Raw genomic sequence first — 22,060 nt, forward strand, 5'->3', positions numbered from 1 at the left:
TGCAGTTATGTCCTTACACGTAGAAAATTTAATAGCCAGACATTTCAGAAAATCTGTTTTTAAAAATCAGGCAGTTTACATCATTACCCTTTTTATTGGTGTTTTATTGCTGTACGCTGCGTTTTCGGGTTGGGAGAATTACACGAATCAAAATGAAACCAGCGAAAAATACCAACACGAATCCAGAGAAGACTGGTTGAAAAACCCGGATAAAAACCCACACCGAATGGCACATTACGGAAATTTTGCTTTCCGAAAAAGTACTTCTTTAAGCGTTTTTGAATTTGGAATGGAACCTTTTTTCGGAAATGCCATTTATCTGGAAGCTCACAAACAAAATACAGCTAATTTTTCTGAAGCCGGATTTTCAAACAGTATGCTTCGTTTTGGAGAAATTAGTATTGCCATGGTTTTACAAATTTTGCTGCCTCTGTTGATTTTCTTCCTCGGATTTAATTCGGTCGCAGCCGAAAGAGAAAACGGAACATTAAAATTACTTTTGATTCAGGGTATCAGCTGGAAACAGCTTTTACTGGGAAAAACACTCGGCATTGCATCTGTCATTATGATGCTTTTTATCCCTACGATTATTATTTTGGTTTTCGTTTGGCTATTGCTTCAGAACTTTGCCGTTTCATTTGACGAGACTGTTAAAATGCTCTTGTTTATTGGTTTTCATTTTCTATATCTGTTATTTTTTTGCGCCATTGCCGTTTTGATTTCTGCTTCAAGCAAAACTTCAAAAAAAGCGTTGATTTCGTTAATTGGGATTTGGTTGGTTTTCACAATTATTTTACCGAGAACAACGCAGGCAATTGGTGCTTATATTTACGAAGCGCCTTCTAAAATTAAGTTCAACAGTGATATTGAAAAAGACATTTTAAAACAGGGAGACAGCCATAATCCGAACGACCCACATTATAAAGCGATCAAAGATTCTTTGCTTAGGGTCTACAAAGTCGATTCAGTTCAAAAACTACCCTTTAATTATTCCGGTTTCATTATGACCGAAGGCGAAAGAATAAGTTCGAATATTTACAATAAACATCTTGAAGATTTATTGGAGATTTATAAAAAGCAAAACAGCTTTTCAAAAACAGTTTCGTTTATAAATCCCTACATCGCCATGAAAAATTTATCGATGGGATTGTCGAATACCGATTATGATTCGTACATCGATTTTCAGAAACAGGCTGAAACGTATCGTTACGATATGGCACAAAAAATGAATGCTTTACAAATTAAATACATCAGCAATGATAAAAGTAAACCAGCTTCAATTAATAAAGAACACTGGGCTGACGTACCCGAATTTCATTACGAACCAAAAGGAATTTGGGAGGTTTTGAGAAGCGAAATCATTTCAATTATCTCCATTATTCTCTGGATCAGCCTGCTGTTTCTTTTTATAAAAATAGCCGCTAAAAACCTAAAAGCCATTTAATATGTTAGTATTAGTATTTAAAAATTTCATACGCTCAAAAGGAACCAAAATTGGATTGCTTTTTTTGCTGGGTATCGGGTTCATAAGCCTTTTGATTGGGCATCAATTTCAGGAAAAACAAGACCGGAATATCAAAGAAGCAGCGGCTTATCAAAAAGAACACATTGCGAGAAATGCTGCATATCATTCAGACGAAATGGGACTGCTGCTCTATTACATCAAATTCTCTATGGTCAATAAAACGTTACCGATCAATAGTCTGGCAATTGGACAGCGGGATGTAAATCCGTCGATACAAAGTGTTACGATTCGGGGGCTGGAAGGCCAGAAGTACGATTCAGAATTAAATAACCCGAACAATTTGATGTTAGGAAATATCGATTTTAGTTTTGTACTAATCTATCTTTTTCCTCTCCTGATTATTGCTTTTACGTATAATGTGATCTCCGAAGAAAAAGAATCCGGAACCTGGAAAATCGTGGCAACACAAAGCGATAATACCTTTTTGTATATTCTGAAATTGTTTTACATCCGAATTTTAAGTTTCATGGCATTATTAACGTTTACCCTTTTTATTGCAGTTTTCTTATTGAATATTCCCTTAGACAGTTCACTTTTTGCTTTTTACACAATCAGTATTTTATACATCTTTTTTTGGTTTGCCGTTTGTTTTTTTATCGTATCCCTGCAAAAGAATTCCAATTTCAACGCCTTGATTTTATTAACGATCTGGCTGTTTCTGATTATTATTCTTCCGGCAACAATTAATACTTATATCGTGAATAAATACCCTGTCCCGGAAGCTTTGGAGCTGACGCTGAAACAGCGAAATGCATATCATGAAAAATGGGATATGGATAAAAAGGCGACAATGGAGAAATTTTATAGTCATTATCCACAGTTCAAAAGATACATTTTGCCTGATACCGAATTCAGCTGGCTCTGGTATTATGCCATGCAGCAAATGGGCGACGACGAATCGTCAGTTCAGTCTAAAGAGCTGGAAACAAAACTGAAGCAACGAAATGAAGCCGGTCAAAACATTGCACAATTTATTCCGACACTGTACACTCAGATTCAGCTAAACGAAATTGCCAAATCTGATTTAGGAAACCAGCTTTTATTTATGGAGAAAACAAACCAGTTTCATGAAAAACTGCGCTTGTATTTCTACCCGAAAATCTTTGACAATGCCGATGTAAAAAAAGAAAACTGGTCGAAATTTAAGGTTGAAACTTTTGAAGATGATTCGAAAACCAATTTTGCAAAAGCCCTTTTACCACTGGTATTGTTCAATTTGCTGTTGATTAGTTTAGGCTGGATGAATTTCAGGAAAAACCATCAGGGAATTTAAAGATTAATGTTAATTTAGAGGGAATTTTGAAGGTATTTATAGTACTTTCAAAATCCCTTCTAAATCAAAAAAATGAAAAAAATACTTTTAATACTGCTAATTATAATTGCTTTTTACGCCTTAAAACAATTGGTCTACAAACCGTATGCATGGAAAAAAGCAATCAATACGCCGGAACACAAATTGCAGTTGGGAAGTTTTATCTTTAGCAAACAAAGAGGCCATAACGGCAGCCAAAGTTTTGAAAACAAATATTTTATTTTTAAGGTAACTGAAATAAATGGTGATTATGTGAGACTTTCTGTTATTAGGCAACTATCACAACCGGATAAACTTTTGCAGTCTGATTTTTCGACTACTAAAGATTCTTATAACTATTTAAAACAAAACATTCACAGCATCACAATTACACCTATACTTTCTGAAGATTTATATAAAGGAGACGCATCTTATATCATAAATGATTACTTATTAGAAAAATATCCTGTTTTAGCTACATCGCGCTACTATTATGAAGATCTTCCGGAAGAAAGAAAAAAAGTTGTTTTATCAAATAATCCGGATAAATTGAATAACTACTTCAATATGGTTTATTCTAAAAAGGAAATCATTAAAAATGGAAAGCTTGTTCCGTACACTTTAAACTATAATAACGAAATTCAATTGTCTGGGCAAGTCGAGGAAAATATAGAATTGATTTTAAACTGAGAAATGTAGTCAACAATAATTCGATTATAAGTTGTCTCCAGCTTTAGCGCACATGATTCGTCTTTATGGTGCTCGTCTGTACCAAATACCTACCTAATCCGTTTGCAAACAAAACAACCGTTTGCAAAGCACCCTTATAATTTTTTTTCAAGTAGTTATAAGTCCTTTGAAAACTTATGTTTTATTTTTTTCAAATTATTTATTTCCAGAACAATTAAAAGCTGGCTTATTTAAGGGCAAAACATCATTCTGATTGGTTAGCCACATTGCAAAATGTTTTTTTCTATAAATTTAAATAGGAGCTTGTTGTAAACGAGTACAAATTGGGCTGTTTTGTTAAAATATTCCTATTAATAGTTAAAGAAAAATTTGAAAACATCTTTTTTAATTTTTATTTTTACAAAATAAAATCTTACATTTTTAATAATTAAAATATGAAATATAAACTACCCGAATTATTTTCTATTATCTGTTTTTTATTCTTCTCTCAAAATACATTCTCTCAAATTTCGCAGGTTACAAGCTATGCCGATGCCCCAAGTATGCAAAGCCCTAACGCAAATACTTTAGGAAGGTTTGGAGATATACCGGTTTCTTTATTTAATGGTACTACTAATATAAATATTCCATTAACAGAAATTAAAAATGGATCTATCAGTGTGCCAATTAGTTTGGTATATAACTCAGAAGGCTGTAGACCAGATCAACATCCTACATGGGTTGGATTGAACTGGAGCTTACAAGCTGGAGGAGTGATTACAAGAACCGCCAATGGAAATTTTGATGAATGTGTTGATATAGATAATGGAACACAATATAGTTATTATGATATATTTACATCATTATCCACTCCTAATTGGAGCAATTTAGTGCAAATGGGTATGGGAGATTTATCTCCTGACGAGTTTTCTTTTTCAGTTGGCAATATTTCTGGGAAATTTATGCTGAATCATGAAGGAAAATGGATTGTACAGTCAAAAAACAATTTGAATTTAAAAGTAGTGCATGAGATACAGACTAATTATTCTGTTTATTTAGGATCAGAAAGTGTAATTGTACCAAGGAGTTATACCAAATTTATTTTAATCACTGGTGATGGAACAAAATATATTTTTGGCGACAAACCAGATGCTATAGAGTTTTCTCTTCCTCATTTTCCAAGAGAAATAGGAATAGATAATTTAGGGGATCCCGTGTCTTCTGATACCAGAGGCTGGAAAAATTCCTTGCAAGCCTCTACATGGCATCTGTCTGAAATTATTTCACCTTCAGGAAATCATGTTACCTTTAGTTATACAACAGATTTTAGTTTTCAGCAAGTTACTTATTCTCAAATATCGAATGGTCTTTTGTGTGGTACTGCTAATTTTCTCTATGTTGAAGCTATCAATGATACTCGAAAATATTTAATTAAAAGTGCTTATCTGGATAAAATAGAAACGGATAATGGTTTAATTTGTAAATTCTCAAAATCAATTTCCAATGAACTTAAATGGATACCCCAAGCATCCAGTATTCCTCATGTTTTTATAAGACAACCGTCTTATTTGTTCCGCTATTATAAATTAGATGCTTTAGAGTTAAAAGTGAATAGCAAAACTACAAAAAAGATAGCTTTGGGGTATATTGAGAAAAGCACGGAGCGTCTTAAACTTAATAAAGTAGAGTTTCTCTCATTATCTGGAGATCAAAAAGAGTCCATTTACAGGATGGAATATAATAACAAGCCTCTTCCTGTTTATAATTCAGGCCATGAAGACCATTGGGGGTTTTATAACGGTAAGAACTATTGGGAAACAAGATCTGCAACGTCTTATACAATGCCTAATATTGCAGAATATTATGAATCAAGAGAAGCCGACCCCAATTTTATGGATGCGGAGATTATTAAAAGAATAATTTATCCAACCGGTGGATACTCAGAATTTTCTTTCGAACCACATACATATTCTAAAATCATCAAACAAAGCCCAACAATAATACTGAATACATTAACAACAAATAAAATAGCAGGAGGATTACGAATAAAAAAAATAGAAACGTACGATTCATTTTCTAATGTACCTCAGGTAAAAGAATATTTTTACAACACCGATTATATAAATGGCGGTATGCTTTCAAGCGGTGTGCTATCAGGAGAGCCTATCTATCAAGAAACCTTGGTAAATAACCTGATATATAAATTCAGTAGCTCTCCTTTGCTTTATTTGAATTCTACAAATGGGAACCATATTACTTCTTCAAAAGTAACAATATATATAAATCAATACTTTACAAATATATGGTACAAATAAGGTACAAAATAAATGTTATATATCTTTATAAGATACTGAGTAAAAAACTATTAAATGAAAGATTTATACGATTATATAATCCCAGAAGGCTTCATTGTTGGCTTTGCAAGCCCAACGAAGCCTTAGCTGTTATTAGTAGTACTTTTTCAGTTAAACGATTGTCGAAACTCCAAAGGTGACATTTCAGTTTTGTTTTTGAACAATTTGTTGAACGATTGAGAACGTTCAAAGCCTAAGTTATAGGCAATTTCCGAAACCGTTAAATTTGTTGTCGTTAAATATTCCTTTGCTTTTTCTATGAGTTTCTCGTGGATGTGCTGTTGTGCACTCTGTCCTGTGAGCGAACGCAGTGCATCACTCAAATAATTGGAAGTTAAATGAAGTTGCCCTGCCAAATATTCTACCGTGAGCACCCCTTTTTGCAAACCTTTTTCTGTATTGAAATAGGCATTAATAAAGTACTCGGTCTTAGTTAACAAATCATTATTTAGGGCTTTTCGTGTAATGAATTGTCTTTCATAAAAACGGTTGCTATAATGCAATAATAAATCAATTTGTGACAAAATAACATTTTGGGTATGATGGTCGATATGCTGATATTCTTCTTCAATTTTTTTTAAAATGGCGATAACATTGCTTTCTTCTTTCGCTGAAAGATGCAATGCTTCGTTTACTGAATACGAAAAGAAACTATAAGCTTTGATACTGCTGGCTAACGGATGTTTTCCAAAAAAATCAGGATGAAACATTAATACATAACCTGTTCCCGCAGTTTCATTAAGCCTATTTGTTGTTTCTACTTCAACCGACTGAACTTGTTGGGGAGAGGTAAAAATCATAGTGCCATTGTCGAAATCATAATAATTTTGGCCGTATTTTATTTTTGATTGAATATTTTTCTTCAATGAAATGGTGTAAAAATTTGTGGTAAATTTTTTCCATACATTAGAATTAATAGTGTGAAGCTCTGAAATACTTACCACACTTACCAAAGGATGCAAAGGCGGTGCAATGGATAACAATCGATGAAACTCGGATAAGGAATTGATTACTTTCATATTTTTAATGCCACAATTTACAACTAAATTAATCAAAGATTTTCTTGAAAGAAAGGTACTAATTTTTCCAACGCTTCGCCAGTAGCATTTGGCTGGTCGTACAAATCGTAATGACTTGCACCTTTTACGATGTGCATTTTTTTGTTGGTTGATGCGGCTTTGTTGTACAAATCGAAACCATCTCTATACGAACCAAATCCACCTACTTTGTCGCCAATAATTACCAAAAGAGGTTGTGTAAGAAAATACTCTGCCAAATGAAAAGCATCAAACATAATCATATTGGACATACTTGTAAAGAGTAGTTTATTACAAGAATTAGGATGTTGACCACGAGGAGTTCTATAATAATCTATGGCTTCCAGTAAATCGAGCTCTTCCATTCCTGCCTGTTTGGCTTCTCCAACGGTATTGGGTATCCAATTGTTGATAAGACTTTCTGTACCGTTAGCTTCTGCAGTACGTTGTTGTGCAACTGCTTTGAGTATTTCCATAGGATTTGCTTCGCTAAAAGCTCTACCTGTATTGGTTGCTACCACGGTTGCAACAGCTTTAATCCTTTTCTCTGAAATGGAAGCATTTGCAGCATAACCACCACCTGCACAAATGCCCAATGCACCAATGCGTTCGTGGTCAACAAAGGGCAACGTTGTTAAAAAATCAATCGCACAACGGATGTCTTCAACCCGTGTTGTTGGGTCTTCTAAAAATCTTGGTTCTCCACCACTTTCACCCTGAAATGAAGCATCGAAAGTTAAAGAAATAAAATCATTTTTAGCGAGTTGATTGGCGTATAAGCCAGCGGTTTGTTCTTTTACACTGCTTCCAGGATGAACACAAATGATGGCGGGATATTTTTTGATATCATCAAAGTTTTCTGGAAGATATAAATGTCCTGCTATATCCCAATTTCTGTTTTTAAAAGTTACTTTTTGCATTATGCTCTGTTTTAAATTTTACAAGACAAAATTCAGAAAAAATTTAAAAATGAATGTTTCCGTATTAGGGTTAGTTGTGTCCAAAGTAATGGAATTTTACTGTTTTTTTTGACGTATTAGATATAACTCATATATTGCTCAAACAAAAACTAGAAATATCCAAATTAATTTACTGGATAAATCTGAGAAGCATTAGGCTTTATTTTTTGCTAATGATAGAAACAATTCTTTATAAGGCATTCAAGAGATTTTTAATTTGTTGGACTATAATTGTTGGCGTTGTAATTCTGTTTTGATTCTTACCAACTACGAATCATCTATTTCATTACGAATGGGACTTCACACAGGCGTATGAAAAAAGAGCTGTATTTACGAACAAAAAAAACTCCAAAATAAAATGATTTTGGAGTTTTTAAAATTATTGTTGGTCTTTACTAATCATTTTATACAGGATTTAAAGAAACGTGCAGTTAAATAGAATAGATGATATTAGTCTCATTTTGTACATAAAGAGCACCGTTAAAAAAAGAACAGAATATTAATAAGTGTAATAGTACTTTCATTCACAATAATTTTTTCGAATATATGTATTAATATTAAAAAAGGCACGAGCAATTATCGATAAAACAGCTAATTAATCCGATTATAGACTATTTTTGAGTTAAATAACAAAATGTGCCTTAAAATTGTGAATTTAATCACTTTTTAAGATTTTATAATCATAATACTATAAATTATCACATCCAAAAACAAAAAAGTGTAATTATTGAATGTAATTACAATAGGGAATTTCAATAGTCAAATTTATCGCCTATATTTTCATCTAAATCAGTCATTTCTTCTTTTTTAATTTCCTGAATGAAAAAGGAAACTGGCATTCCAGTTCTCGCAAAGAAAGCGTTGGTGAATCTTTGTGTACTGCTGAATCCCACTTCCTCAGCCAAAGCTTTATTGGTATACTTTCTAACTGCTTTATCATTTTGCAGTTGAGAAATTAAATAGTCTACTTTGAGGTCATTAATGTAATCGACGAACTTTTTTCCTCTATAGTGATAAATTATTTTTGACAGATACTTTACATTTGCGCCAAAGGCTACAGCTAATTTACTAGAAGTCAAGTCTTTTTCGAGGAATTTGTCGTCCTTTTCAAATTTCTCCAATTGCTTCAACAATGTTTTTATTTTATCCTGATTTATATCAGCAATTACACTTGTTATTTGTTTCTCTTCAACTTTGGGGGATTTACCTTTAGTCATTAGCTCTTCGTATTTTTGTCTGTATATACGCTTATTTCTTATATTCCGGTATAGTAAAAGGATTAAGGAAAAAAATAAGAAGGCAATAACCAAACCCTGAATCAAATCATTGTGTTTTCTTCTGTTAAGAATATTTTCTATACTTTTTTTATCTGCCAACAGCTTTTTGGTATCATACTCTTTATGGATCTTATGGGATAGATATCGATACCTGCTATCTAATATCCTGTCTATGTTTAGTAACTTTTGTATGTAATAAAGCTGGTTGTTCAGATCGTCTTTAGACTTATAATAACGTATCATCAGCTCATAATTCTCACGAAGATCTGGCCGAATATAATTTTTAGCTTCAATAATCTGAACTACTTTTTTAAAGTAAGGCAATGCTGTTTCATATTCATTTAGCTGCCAATAGCTTTTGCCAATATAAAAACATCCAACAGTCTGGTTTGCAAAGTCTTTCTTTTCTTTTATAAAAGCTAAAGAATAATTGATTTGCTTGATAGCGTCCCTGTAATTTTTGAGCGCATATTGATTAATTCCTTCAGAATGAATAAAATAAGAATCCATCGTAGTGATACCCAACCTTTTTCCTTCTGACAAACCCTTTTTATTTGTTTGGGAACATAAGCCATAATTCCCAATTCTGTTGTAGCACAATCCAAGTGAATGAAGTGAGTTTAGATAACCTCTTGGATCTTCTTTTTCAAAAAAAGCAATGCATTGCCGAAATAACGATATGGCTTCATCATAAAAACCTAGATAATATTTTATATGGCCTATTGTATACTTTACTTTATGAATTAAATAATTGTCTTTGGTTTTTGAAATAAAATCATTTGCAATGAGGTAATTGTCCAATGCCTGATCATGTTGTTTCAATCCATAGTAAACGATACCTTTTGACAAATAAGCAGAACCGATAAGATTATTCTCTTTAGACTGCTTAGCACTGTATATCATGCTGTCGGCATAAATGAGTTTTAATTTATCGGGGGAATGATGGAGGTAATTTTTGTATCCATTGACTATCTCCTCGAAATTTTTTTCAGACTTCGATTTTAATAAAAATGATTTTAAATACAAGGACTGCCTGATAGTATCACCTTGCGATTGGTCAATCCTATCATAGAGATAGTCATAATCTTTACGTAGAAGTGAGTCCGGAATTTTAAAGGCACTTTCTTGTGCTGTAATCTGATCTCCCATGCATAGGAAAAAAACGAGTAGATATTTTTTAATCATAGGTTAAGATAAAAGTGTATACTATTTTCTTGTAAGATAATTTCTAAAGAAAGGGGTTTTGTCTTCCAGAAATGTTCTTGAACAGTTTTTTTAAAAAAAGAACATCAAATATAATATAAACAATTGATAATGAGATGAATATTTTTAAAAAATAGGGTATGGATTTTCCGAAAATCGATATGCTATTTTCCGAAAATCGACAATACATCTTTTGCGAGATTGAAATCCAGCTTCTAGCTTTGTCCCGAATTCAAAAGCAAAAAAGTTTGGCATCGTGCTAAATAAAAGTTCTGCTTCCCGGGGAAATGAACTGGCGAAAAAAAAAGTAGCCGGTCACATTTAACAAATTTAATCATGAAAAATTTATCATTATGGGTACTTACCATTACAATTCTGTCGATTTCCTGTACAAATGATTTTACAGCGGATAGCGAATTAAAAGAAATTAATTCCCTTGAGGGCTCAACCTCTAAGCTGAGTAAATCCAATGTATCCAGTTTCGCTAAAAATTCACTTACTCTGCAAATCGATCAGCTGCTATCGCAATTTTATGATCAGAGTAATTTCGATTCTGAATCAATTCTTTCAATTAACCAGGCGATCCATCCCACTGGAAATACAACAGTATCATTGGCTGCGGGTAATTTAAACCTGACCAATTCATCAATCGATGCAATCAGAAATGCAGTAAACCAATCGCAGGGACTATTTGAATTAAACGTCGATAATCCTACTATGACAGCAGCAGGGAAATCCAGTCTGTCAAACTTTATTGAAAACATTATGGAATTCAATAATGGTGATTACCAAAGTATGCTCCAGTCAATAGCACTTTATCAATCTAATATTAGCACTGATACTTCCTATACATCAGAAGATAAGTGTGTCATACTTGCTATATCTTCGATTGCAGGTTCTTCTCTTTTTTACGAAAAAAAGCGCGGGGATAAAGATTGGGACACAGCTGTTGGTAACAGGGATGATAATTTTATCCCCACAGATGAAATTACTTTTAAAACGGTAAGAATGGCTTTGCTGTCAGGAATTATTCAAAATAATTTATAAAAAGAGAAATCATGTATCTATCACCCAAGATTGAAAAAAGAATCGTAACTGTTTTTTGCGTGTTTTTAATCATTTTTAATCTTATCGAGCTTTATTTCATTTATGAGCTGTCGAAGTTTGATGAAATGATTGGTTATCCATCGATAAATGAGGTTAAAACCCATACTGTACGACCGCTGGCTTTTCTGTTTTTTACAGATAATCTTGCCAATTTATTATTTGTGTCTGTTTCCTTGATGTGGATATTAATGTCCAATAGTTCCTATCAAGACTGATGATACAAAATGATCCAAAATTTTCTTTAGGGTTTATCACAGCAAATGTTTAAAATTAATGTTTTGATAAAGAAAAGTTTATTATATCGACATTCAGACCTACAGGTCTTTACTTTTGAAAGGTTTTGTTCGAAAGCTACACTGGAACAATATTTTAACAGCAGTTACTTCATTATAATTTTGATAAATTCAGGATTTATAACCTTGCGGGCAAACTATTTGGAGTATTATTTATCTCAAAGTGAGCTGCTTGTAATACCGGTTAGAACTTCTTGCGAGATTGCATTGATGAGTGAAACATTGGAGATTTCCCTACTTTCTTTTACACCAGGTTTTATCTTTAAAAATACGATAAGAAAGCCAAACATAGGTTTCTTTGAATTTTTTATTGCAAAATTTCCGTCGAAAATAAAGCTCAAGGATGAGGATTCTCTTTTGCTGAATGATTTGTTTGCTTTAACAGGAAACAAAAGATACAAAACAAATGAATATCCATTTTATAACGAAGTACTGTCACTGAGCTTCAATCTTTTGTTGTATGTGCTTGCTTCAATATACAGCAAAGATTCCTGTAATGTAAAAGAAAAACATACCCGAAAGGAAAAACTGGTATTCCAATTTTTAGAACTGATAGAGCTTAATTGTGCAAAAGAGCATAGTGTCAAGTTTTATGCTGATACTCTATTAATAACAAAGGGACACCTTAGTAAAACCGTACAGCAGGTCACCAATAAGACCGTTAAGCAGTTTATCGAAGAAGCACTTATTTTGGAAGCTAAAATTTTGCTTCAAAATGATGACTTGACCATTTTGCAGATTATTGAGGAATTACATTTTTGTAATTCCTCATCTTTTAGCAATTTTTTTAGAAAATCAACTTTCATGTCCCCCTCGGAGTACCGTTTAAGGCTGAGATCTATATGAACCTGAAAGATGGAATTATATTGTTTGCATAATATTATTAATATGATACAATCCCCTTACAAAGATGTCCTTTACAGTATCGTAAAAAAAGAACAGGAAATCAGTTTGGAATCCGTGCATGTAATAGACGAGTCCTATCGTATGATTATTTTCCTGCAGGATTTATTGTCAGGAATGAAAAAGCAAGTTTTGGAGCATCATTTTACAGAGGCAAATGAAGAAATCGAATTCTTCAGAATTATTAAGCCACAAATACTTGGAAAGTTGATTTACTATAATAAAGTGTACAGGATAGAAACATCCTGTCCGGTAAATGGAGGAAAAATGTATTATAAATATTTTTCCGGTGAATTGCAGCATTTGAAGAATGAATATAAAGAACATATTTGCAATTCTGATTTTTACCGGTATTATCGCTCAGGGAGAACGGACAGAGACCATGACTTTTTTAAACTAGGAAGAATAAATCTAAACACTGGTCTTAACAGTTTTATTTTTGAAGTTGATACTCAATTTTCTACTTACTATGATTATAAAGTTTCCCGTATCATTGCGGATGAACTGCTCTACAATTACCTGATTATCAAAATTAATCCTGTTGACAAGCCCGATATGGTTTTGCAGAATGCTGAATCCGCAAAAGATGTTTTCTGGACAGAATCGAAAAATGCACTGATAGAACTGATTTATGCACTTTATGTTTCCGGGGCAATTTCTAACGGTAAAACTGGAATCCGCAAAATCAGCTTAATCTTTCAAATCGTGTTTCGTATCCAATTAGGAGATATCCACCATGCTTTTCACCGTATGAAAGAACGCACAGGTAATCGTACTTTGTTTTTAGACCAGCTCAAAACTTCCTTAGATCAGTATATGGATAAAGAGCTATAAAATTCATACATATCATTCTTAGCTAAAGCAGTGTCATAAAAACACTGCTTTTTTATTGTATCTGCCCATATCCACCCATTGGCAGAATACTCCTGCGGCCTTAGTTTATTAACCAACAAAAATGAACAAACGTTGATACACAAGGCATTGTTTATTTTTCTGAAATCTCAAAAAAAATACTTTTCAATTGGCAAGCCTTGGCAGAAAATGTCATTAATGCGTTCCAATTTTGCATAGATCATTAATCGAGAATTAGTAATTGATAAAACATAGCTATTATGAATATCGACAGAATGGAATTTATGTCATGGATGGAGCGTATAATGGATCGCTTCGATATACTGGGCGAACACTTTGAAAATGCCCAGAAACAAAAGAGCGCTATTGATGGGGAAGAATTGCTGGACAGTCAGGATCTGTTTATGATGCTGAAGGTCAGCTCTCGTTCTTTACAGCGTTACCGATCCTCGGGTAAGCTTCCCTATTATACCATTAGCGGCAAACTGTACTATAAACTATCTGATGTAAACCAGTTTGTCCGCGATAGCTTTTCTGCTCCACTGAGAAAACATATTAAGACAATTCCGGACAAATAAAGCCTCAAAAAGACTTGAAGAGCCTGGCTATTGAGCTTTGGTTTACTTTCGATCCTACTTTAACAAAACTGAAAATATATTATGAGTGAACAAGAGAAACCCAAACAAGAAACTCCAGAGCAAGTGACAGACATTCTTTTAGTACTGGACCAGGAAAAAATGAAAATTGTGGCTGTAAAAGGAATTGATAAAAATGGAGAATTGGAAACAGTTCCCGCTGATAAAAAAAATCAAAATCAATTTATGCGGGTTGATAAACAAGGAGATTTGCTGTCCAACTTCTTTTCCAATTTCTTTAGCCAGCTAAAAAATCCGACCCGTTTCAACTTTTTCAAAGTGCCACAACTGCTGTCTGTAGATATTGCTGCAGAAATGCAAAAACAGATTGATAATCCAAAGCCCGAAGGCGAAAAACTAATGAAAGAATATGAAGTTAAGATGGAATTACAAAAAGATAACAAAGTAGAAAATCATAAAAACATGGAAACAACACAAACAACAACAGAAACAAGCGAGTATCGCTTTAAACCAGAACAAATCGATTGGGATACCATGAACAATCTGGGACTCAGCAAAGAAAAACTCGAAAAGATGAATCTGCTTGAACCGTTACTTAAAGGGTACAAGTCAAATGAACTGGTTCCCATCAGCCTTAATTTAGGAACTGCTATCACACGAATGGATGCAAGGCTGTCATTACAGTCAAATGAAGAAGGACAGGTTGTAGTTGCCATTCACGGTATAAGGAAAGAACCAACATTAAATTTTCCGTTTTTCGGGCATGAATTTAGCAAAGAAGATAAGGACAACCTGCTTAAAACCGGCAATATGGGTCGTGTTGTAGATCTTACCAATCTCAAAACAGGAGAACCAGTTCCCTCAATCATCAGTGTAGACAGGCTTACCAATGAATTAGTAGCCCTTCATGTGGATAAGATAAAAATCCCGGATGAAATCAAAGGAATCAAACTTAATGAAGAACAAAAACAAACCTTAATGGAAGGAAAACCGCTTTACATCGAGGGTATGATCTCCAAAAAAGGGGATCCATTTAATGCTACTGTCCAGTTTAATGCCGATAAACGATATGTCGAATTCCAATTTGACAGAACCCAGAGTATTGGTCAAACCCAAAATAACCAGCAGCAAAACCAGGAAGTTCCAAAAACCATACGAGGCAAAGAGCTCAGTGAGCATCAGTACGAACAATTTGCAGCAGGAAAAACCATTTATGTAGACGGATTGGTGGATAAACAAGGTAAAGAATACAAAGGGTATCTGACTTTCAATAAAGATACCGGTAAAGCCGGTTTTTCGTTTAGCAATCCTAACAGTGTGAAGGTTCAGCCAGCCGAAGAACATAAAACCCAGACAGCTGTCAATTCCGAAGGTAAAACCAATGAGGCTACTAAAAATAGCACAGAACCTCTAAAATCAGGACAAAAAGAACCTGACAGCAAGAAACAACAGGAAGAACAAGAGCAAGATAACACACAAGCCAAGAGCAAAGGCAGAAAAATGTAATCATAAAAACATTAAGATATGAAAGCAGTGATTACTGAAAAACCAAGTGTTGCCCGTGAAATAGCCTTATTATTAGGCGCAGCAAATAAGGAAAATGGTTTCTATACAGGAAATGGTTATACGGTAACTTGGGCTTTGGGTCATTTGGTAGGACTTGGTTTGCCTGAAGATTATGGATTTTCAGGCTTCCAAAAAGATGTCTTGCCAATATTGCCTAAGCCTTTTCTGTTAAAAGTTCGAAAAGTAAAAAAAGCGAAAGGCTATGTTACTGATACAGGTGCTGTAAAACAGCTTAAAATCATCGCACAGGTAATAAAAAGCTGTGACAGCATTATTGTGGCTACTGATGCCGGACGTGAAGGAGAATTGATTTTCCGTTATATCTACCAATACCTGCAATGTAAGAAACCATTTGAACGGTTGTGGATTAGCTCTCTTACTGAGAAAGCCATCAAACAGGGATTTGATAATCTCAAACCAGGCAGTGATTTTGATGGTTTGTATCTGGCCGCAAGGGCAAGAAGCCGTGCCGATTGGCTTGTAGGTATCAATGCCTCACAGGCACTCAGTATTTCCGCAGGCAATAGTATTTATACATTAGGAAGAGTACAAACACCAACGCTGGCTTTAATCTGTAAACGATATTTGGAAAACAAAAGTTTTGCAATTAAGACGTACTGGCAGCTGCAGCTTAGCCATCAAAAAGAGTTTATTAACTTTATAAGTTTATCCAAAAACAAATGGGATGATAAAAAACAAGCTGATGCTATTTTCAAGTCCATTCAGCGAAGCAAAACTGCCAATGTTACTTCGGTAGAAAGTAAAACCATTACAGAACATCCTCCTCTCCTTTTTGATCTAACGGGCCTACAGAAAGAGGCCAATAAAAAGCTGAACTTTTCAGCAGAAGAAACGCTCTCTATTGTCCAAAGCTTGTACGAAAAGAGATTCATCAGCTATCCAAGGACCGGAAGCAAATATATCCCTGAAGATCTTTGGGATGAAATTTCTAATCTGGTCAGAGCATTGGAAAACAAACCCTCTTGTAAAGAAGCCTTTGCCAGAATAAAATGGGGACGATTGAATAAACGCATAGTTAATGACCTGAAAGTGACCGATCATCATGGGCTGCTTATTACAGAGAAAATACCCTCTGTATTACCTGCTAAGGAAAATTCTATTTATGATATGATTGCCCTACGGTTATTAGAAGCAGTTTCCGAGGCTAGTATAAAAGAAATTACAGACATAACGTTAAATGTTTTGCATCATGATTTTTCTTTGAAAGGTTCTAAAGTCATGCAGGCAGGATGGCGTGCCATTAAAGGAAGTTTTTTTGACGAAGAAAGTGAACACATTCAGGAGCTGCCAGAACTAAAAGTTGGCGATGAAGTTAAAATCAAAGAAGCAGTTGTACTGGAAAAGAAAACGAAGCCTCCTGTTTTATATACAGAAGCGGGGCTTTTATCTGCTATGGAAACAGCCGGAAAGGAAATTGAAAGTGAAGATGCTCGAAAAGCGTTACAAAATATTGGAATAGGTACGCCCGCGACAAGAGCTGGTATCATAGAGATACTTTTTAGCAGAAAGTATATTCAGCGACAAAAAAAATCCCTGATACCAACTGAAAAAGGACTGCAAGTGTACAATCTTGTCAAAGATAAGAAAATTGCAGATGTAGCAATGACCGGCGAATGGGAATTGGCTTTAGAAAAAATAGAACATAATCAAATTGATTTTGATGTATTCCAAAAAGAAATTGAAGCTTATGTAACTTCTATCACTGCAGAACTTCTTAATGCTTCCATAGCAACTGAAAATTTACCTGTTCTTATTTGTCCTAAATGCAGAAACAACCAATTACTCATCAAAGATATACTTGTCAAATGTCCCGATGACAATTGCAAATGGATTCAATTTAGAAATATTTGCGGAGTTCAGCTAAGTATAGAAAATATAGAAAATTTAGTTAATAAGGGAAGTACCTCTCTTTTAAAAGGTATGATGAGTAAGTCTGGAAAGAAATTTGATGCATATGTGGTGCTTAGTGCGGATGGGAAGACAGTTTTTGAGTTTGACAAAGCAAAAAATAAATTATCAAATTTTTAAATCTATTCTATTAGAAATTATTAGCGTAGCCTTACATGATTGGATTTAAAAATATGGAAAAAGCAAACAATTAACGGCACCATTATTTATCGGATAATGGAATTAGAACTATTAAAAGAATATTTAGAGTCGTTTTAAAAAGAATGAGGTTTTCCGAAAATTACTTTCGGAAAACCTCATTCTTTTTATTTTTTTGTTATATTAAAGTATAAGTAAGTGTCTCACTTTATAATGGTCAGATATTCTAATTTATCTGATTTCCACAATAAAAATTCTTCTTCGCTTAATGGTGTTGTAGAAATTACTTCATATTTTTTTTTTGAAACTTCTTCATGGACTTTTTTAGAGTAAGGCTTTGCACTTTTAAACAATTTTATTCTCATTCGAACAATATCATGCTTAATAATTTCTGGTGGAAACAAATCTGCATAATTTTGTAAGTTAAATATGTTGACAATTCTATTGACAAGACGAATATTATACCTTGCCCTTTGTTTGAGGTTTTCTACTTTACTCACAAATCCTTCAGATAAATCTAACTTTTGTGACAAAGCCACTTGAGAAATATAAGGAATTGCACTAATTCTCATATCTCTAACTTTTTCAATTAAATAAAAATCTAATTGGGAAATTACTATTTCTATTACTTCTTCTTCCATGATTATAAAAAATGAAAGAAATGCCTTTTTTTAAAAATATACACATCTACAGGTGGATGTGTTTGTTTTTTTATTATATTTGAAAATTAAATAATCATTCAATGAGAAAATCTGAATATGATTGTTTATTTTTGCGATTCTTCATATAAAAATATTTGAAGCATTCGCTTTGAATCTCGAACAGAAAACTGGTAATTTTTAACACGCGAGATGATAAGTATGATGCTCACGCTTTATTGGCGTGGGCTCTCTTATTGTTGTGTGGGTATACCAGTACCTCTGTTCGATAAGCTGAGTTCCGCGCCTTTTTTTAGGTCTTAATTTTTCTCTGCTTTATTCTTAGCAATCTTCTTTATTTCATTAGTGTCGCATCAACATTTTTTGTTTAACAATTAATCATTTGCCTGCCTATGAAATAAACCTTTGTGATATTTAGTGCCTGTACTGTTTAAATTTTATTTGAATTAGTAAAACAGTATGGGCTTTTAAATCTCATGTTACTTTCTCATTTTTAACAAGGTTTCCTCTTGAAACTAAACAAAAAAAGGCCCTCTATCCAATGTTGACGCACGAATAGAGAGCCGGAGAATAAATAAAACATTGTTTCACTTAACTAATCCAAAATTATGAAAATTTTTTCATTGAATAAAGGGTTGGCGGCACTTTGGTATCCGTTTATTTTCGGGTTCTACCTCTTTTGTACACCAGCCTTAGCACGTAATACCTTGCGATTTTCCACATCACAACAACAAGCGCAGGTTACTGGCACCGTTACTGATGGTACTCTTCCACTTTCAGGAGTCAGTATTTCGGTAAAAAACCAGAAAAATACTGTCATTACAGACTTCGACGGTAGATTTACGATAGCAGTATCACCTACTGATATTCTTATTTTTAACTACATTGGTTTTAAAACAATAGAAATTCCTATTGCCCGTCGATCAGTAATCAATGTTCAAATGCAGGAAGATGCTACAGCTCTTCAGGAAGTAAAAATAAATGCGGGATATTATTCCGTTAAAGAAAGCCAGCGCACCGGAAGCATTTCAAAAATCAGTTCGAAGGATATTGAAAAACAACCCGTTACAAATGTACTCGCTACCATGCAGGGACGAATGGCTGGCGTGAATATAACCCAAAATACAGGTGTAGCCGGTGGCGGTTTCGATATCCAAATCCGCGGACAAAATAGTTTACGTACCGATGGAAACAGACCTCTTTATATTATTGATGGTGTTCCTTACTCTTCTGATTCAGTAGGTTCAGATCTCACCGGAGTTGTTCTTCCGGGGCCTACAAGCCCCTTAAATAGTATTAACCCAAGTGATGTAGATAGTATAGAGGTGCTTAAAGATGCCGATGCTACAGCTATCTATGGCTCAAGAGGTGCTAACGGAGTAGTTCTTATCACCACAAAAAAAGGAAAAGAAGGCAAAACCCGCTTTACCGCAAATGTCTCAGGAGGACTTGGAAAAGTAACCCGACTAATGGATTTAATGAATACTCAGCAATACCTGCAAATGCGCAGAGAAGCTTTCACCAACGATGGTATACAATATGGACCAACAGACTATGATGTAAATGGAACTTGGGATCAGAACCGCTATACCAATTGGCAGAAAGTATTCATTGGTGGAACTTCCGAGATCAATGATTTGCAAGCATCCTTAACAGGAGGTTCTTCAGAGACACAATTTCTTGTGAGTGGTAATTTCCATAAAGAAACGACAGTGTTTCCCGGTGACTATGATTACAAAAAAGGTAATTTGCTTGCAAACCTGAATCATGAGTCCCAAAATAAAAAATTCAATATCAATTTTTCAATGGGCTATACTGTACAAAAAAACTATCAACCGGGAGTTGATATCACACAACAGGCCATTCTTCTTGCCCCTAATGCTCCGGCATTATATAACGCTGAGGGAAATTTGAACTGGGAGAACAGTACATGGAACAATCCGTTGAGTAATCTTGATGGAAAATATAAGTCAACAAGCAATGACCTTTTTGTCAATGGTTTATTATCCTATGCAATCGTGTCCAATTTAATTGCTAAAACAAGTTTTGGTTTTACCGATACACGATTTGATGATAGCCGCACACAACCGTCTACTATGTATGACCCTGCCGCTGGAATAGGAAGCGAATCTTCATTTATCGATGTCAATAACACGTCAAGAAAATCATGGATTTTTGAACCTCAATTATCGTGGTCAAAAAAAATTGGCAAAGGTAAAACGGAAATACTCCTAGGTGCTACCTATCAACAGCAAACGGCAAACCAGCTTGTACAGGAAGCCATCGGATTCAGTAGCAATAGTCTGATTTATAATCTATCTTCTGCTTTTTCCGTATTTAATGACACACATAGTCAGTCAGTCTATAAATATCAAGCCTTTTTCGGGAGAGCCAATTTTTCATGGAACGAGTGTTACATCCTTAATCTAACCGGGCGCAGGGATGGTTCAAGCAGATTTGGTCCCGGCAGACAATTTGCCACTTTTGGAGCCATAGGAAGTGCGTGGCTTTTTTCAAATGAACCTTTTGTAAAAAATAATCTTGATTTCTTAAGTTTTGGAAAGTTGAGGGTAAGTTATGGTACAACTGGAAACGACCAGATTGGAGATTACCAATTTTTAGACACCTATGGATCTTCAGGAAATAATTATGGTGGTATTATCGGCTTGCAGCCCACACGCTTGTTCAACCCAAATTTTGGCTGGGAAATTAATAAAAAACTAGAACTGGCATTAGAAACCGGATTTTTTAAAGACCGAATCTTTATAACCGCTGGCTGGTACAGTAATCGCTCATTGAATCAACTCGTCGGGATTCCACTTCCGGCATCAACAGGATTCAATTCTCTACAGTCAAACTTAGATGCCACAGTACAAAACAAAGGAATCGAACTCACTCTTAGAACAGTCAATTTTCAAAGGCAGTCCTTTAACTGGTCCAGCAGTTTTAATTTAACCATTGCCCGAAATAAACTATTGTCTTTTCCTAATCTAAAAGAATCAACCTACAAGAACCAATTTGTAATAGGAGAGCCTTTAAATATTAAAAAAGTATACCATTACACCGGCATAAATCCACAAACAGGCATCTACCAATTTGAAGATTACAATGGCGATGGTACAATTACAGCAGTAGAGGATAAACAATCTATACGAGATTTGAATCCCAAATATTTTGGAGGCTTTCAAAATACGATTACTTACAAAAATTGGCAATTTGATTTTTTGTTCCAGTTTGTGAACCAATTGAATTATAACGGTGCTTACCGAACAGGATTACCCGGCAGTATGAGAAATCAACCAACAGCAGTAATCGACCATTGGCAAAATCCCGGAGATAATGCAACGTATCAAAAATATTCTACAGGGGTAAATAGTCAGGCAGCAGATGCATTTAATAAATATTATCAAAGCGATGCCATGATAACAGATGCTTCGTACGTCCGTCTCAAAAATGTGTCCCTATCGTACACTATTCCCGAGCAGTGGCTCAAAGGAGTAAAATGCCGACTGGTATTTCAGGGGCAAAATCTCTTTACAATTACGTCATTCAAAGGTGCTGATCCAGAGTCCAGATTTAGTATGAGCCTTCCGCCATTAAAGGTATTTACAACTGGACTCCAGCTCACTTTTTAAAATTATAATTCAAAAATCATGAAAAAAAAATTAGTTTTTCGATTTATGCAACAGCATAAAATAGAAA

The 22,060-nt window shown here is 34.3% G+C and carries 15 protein-coding genes; 11 read left to right on the forward strand and 4 right to left on the reverse strand.

Annotated features, from left to right (window positions below; translation table 11 throughout):
• Positions 1-7 precede the first annotated feature (7 nt).
• The 4 genes from FLACHUCJ7_RS04950 (at position 8) to FLACHUCJ7_RS04965 (ending at position 5,800) form a co-directional block, all read left to right on the forward strand.
• The gene (locus FLACHUCJ7_RS04950) at positions 8-1,444 is read left to right on the forward strand and encodes an ABC transporter permease (RefSeq protein WP_180908103.1); all 1,437 of its coding nucleotides are present in this window, start codon (positions 8-10) and stop codon (positions 1,442-1,444) included.
• Between the two features lies 1 nt (position 1,445).
• Positions 1,446-2,798 carry a DUF3526 domain-containing protein gene (locus tag FLACHUCJ7_RS04955; RefSeq protein WP_180908104.1) on the forward strand — a complete coding sequence of 451 codons (1,353 nt, stop codon included), beginning with the start codon at positions 1,446-1,448 and terminating at the stop codon, positions 2,796-2,798.
• 72 nt (positions 2,799-2,870) lie between these two features.
• Positions 2,871-3,506 (forward strand): hypothetical protein, encoded by a 636-nt coding sequence (locus FLACHUCJ7_RS04960; protein WP_180908105.1) that lies wholly within the window; start codon positions 2,871-2,873, stop codon positions 3,504-3,506.
• A gap of 434 nt (positions 3,507-3,940) precedes the next feature.
• Complete coding sequence (locus FLACHUCJ7_RS04965; RefSeq protein ID WP_180908106.1) at positions 3,941-5,800, forward strand: hypothetical protein; 1,860 nt, start codon at positions 3,941-3,943, stop codon at positions 5,798-5,800.
• Between the two features lie 146 nt (positions 5,801-5,946).
• On the opposite strand, the gene FLACHUCJ7_RS04970 is transcribed toward FLACHUCJ7_RS04965, so the two are convergent.
• From FLACHUCJ7_RS04970 to FLACHUCJ7_RS04980, 3 genes are all read right to left on the reverse strand, one after another.
• The gene (locus tag FLACHUCJ7_RS04970) at positions 5,947-6,858 is read right to left on the reverse strand and encodes a helix-turn-helix domain-containing protein (RefSeq protein WP_180908107.1); all 912 of its coding nucleotides are present in this window, start codon (positions 6,856-6,858) and stop codon (positions 5,947-5,949) included.
• 32 nt (positions 6,859-6,890) lie between these two features.
• Positions 6,891-7,796 (reverse strand): alpha/beta hydrolase, encoded by a 906-nt coding sequence (locus tag FLACHUCJ7_RS04975; RefSeq protein WP_219634057.1) that lies wholly within the window; start codon positions 7,794-7,796, stop codon positions 6,891-6,893.
• Between the two features lie 791 nt (positions 7,797-8,587).
• Positions 8,588-10,297: an AraC family transcriptional regulator gene (locus FLACHUCJ7_RS04980; protein WP_180908108.1), complete on the reverse strand. Its 1,710-nt coding sequence runs from the start codon at positions 10,295-10,297 to the stop codon at positions 8,588-8,590.
• Between the two features lie 354 nt (positions 10,298-10,651).
• Between FLACHUCJ7_RS04980 and FLACHUCJ7_RS04985 the strand changes: the two genes are divergently transcribed.
• The 6 genes from FLACHUCJ7_RS04985 (at position 10,652) to FLACHUCJ7_RS05010 (ending at position 17,681) form a co-directional block, all read left to right on the forward strand.
• A complete protein-coding gene (locus tag FLACHUCJ7_RS04985; protein ID WP_180908109.1) occupies positions 10,652-11,362 on the forward strand; it encodes a hypothetical protein in 711 nt (236 codons plus the stop codon).
• Positions 11,363-11,700: 338 nt separating this feature from the next.
• Positions 11,701-12,561, forward strand: coding sequence for a helix-turn-helix domain-containing protein (locus FLACHUCJ7_RS04990; protein ID WP_180908110.1), 861 nt, complete (start codon positions 11,701-11,703; stop codon positions 12,559-12,561).
• Between the two features lie 42 nt (positions 12,562-12,603).
• Positions 12,604-13,452: an RteC domain-containing protein gene (locus tag FLACHUCJ7_RS04995; protein WP_180908111.1), complete on the forward strand. Its 849-nt coding sequence runs from the start codon at positions 12,604-12,606 to the stop codon at positions 13,450-13,452.
• 278 nt (positions 13,453-13,730) lie between these two features.
• A complete protein-coding gene (locus tag FLACHUCJ7_RS05000; protein WP_180908112.1) occupies positions 13,731-14,048 on the forward strand; it encodes a helix-turn-helix domain-containing protein in 318 nt (105 codons plus the stop codon).
• Between the two features lie 81 nt (positions 14,049-14,129).
• Positions 14,130-15,572 carry a DUF4099 domain-containing protein gene (locus tag FLACHUCJ7_RS05005; protein WP_180908113.1) on the forward strand — a complete coding sequence of 481 codons (1,443 nt, stop codon included), beginning with the start codon at positions 14,130-14,132 and terminating at the stop codon, positions 15,570-15,572.
• A gap of 18 nt (positions 15,573-15,590) precedes the next feature.
• Positions 15,591-17,681: a type IA DNA topoisomerase gene (locus tag FLACHUCJ7_RS05010; RefSeq protein WP_180908114.1), complete on the forward strand. Its 2,091-nt coding sequence runs from the start codon at positions 15,591-15,593 to the stop codon at positions 17,679-17,681.
• A gap of 221 nt (positions 17,682-17,902) precedes the next feature.
• On the opposite strand, the gene FLACHUCJ7_RS05015 is transcribed toward FLACHUCJ7_RS05010, so the two are convergent.
• Positions 17,903-18,340, reverse strand: a complete 438-nt coding sequence (locus FLACHUCJ7_RS05015; protein ID WP_180908115.1) for a hypothetical protein — start codon at positions 18,338-18,340, stop codon at positions 17,903-17,905.
• Positions 18,341-18,966: 626 nt separating this feature from the next.
• Here FLACHUCJ7_RS05015 and FLACHUCJ7_RS05020 point away from each other — a divergent pair.
• Positions 18,967-21,993: a SusC/RagA family TonB-linked outer membrane protein gene (locus FLACHUCJ7_RS05020; RefSeq protein ID WP_180908116.1), complete on the forward strand. Its 3,027-nt coding sequence runs from the start codon at positions 18,967-18,969 to the stop codon at positions 21,991-21,993.
• Positions 21,994-22,060: the final 67 nt, after the last annotated feature.

The sequence above is a fragment of the Flavobacterium salmonis genome, assembly GCF_903819435.1.
Classification (GTDB): domain Bacteria; phylum Bacteroidota; class Bacteroidia; order Flavobacteriales; family Flavobacteriaceae; genus Flavobacterium; species Flavobacterium chungangense.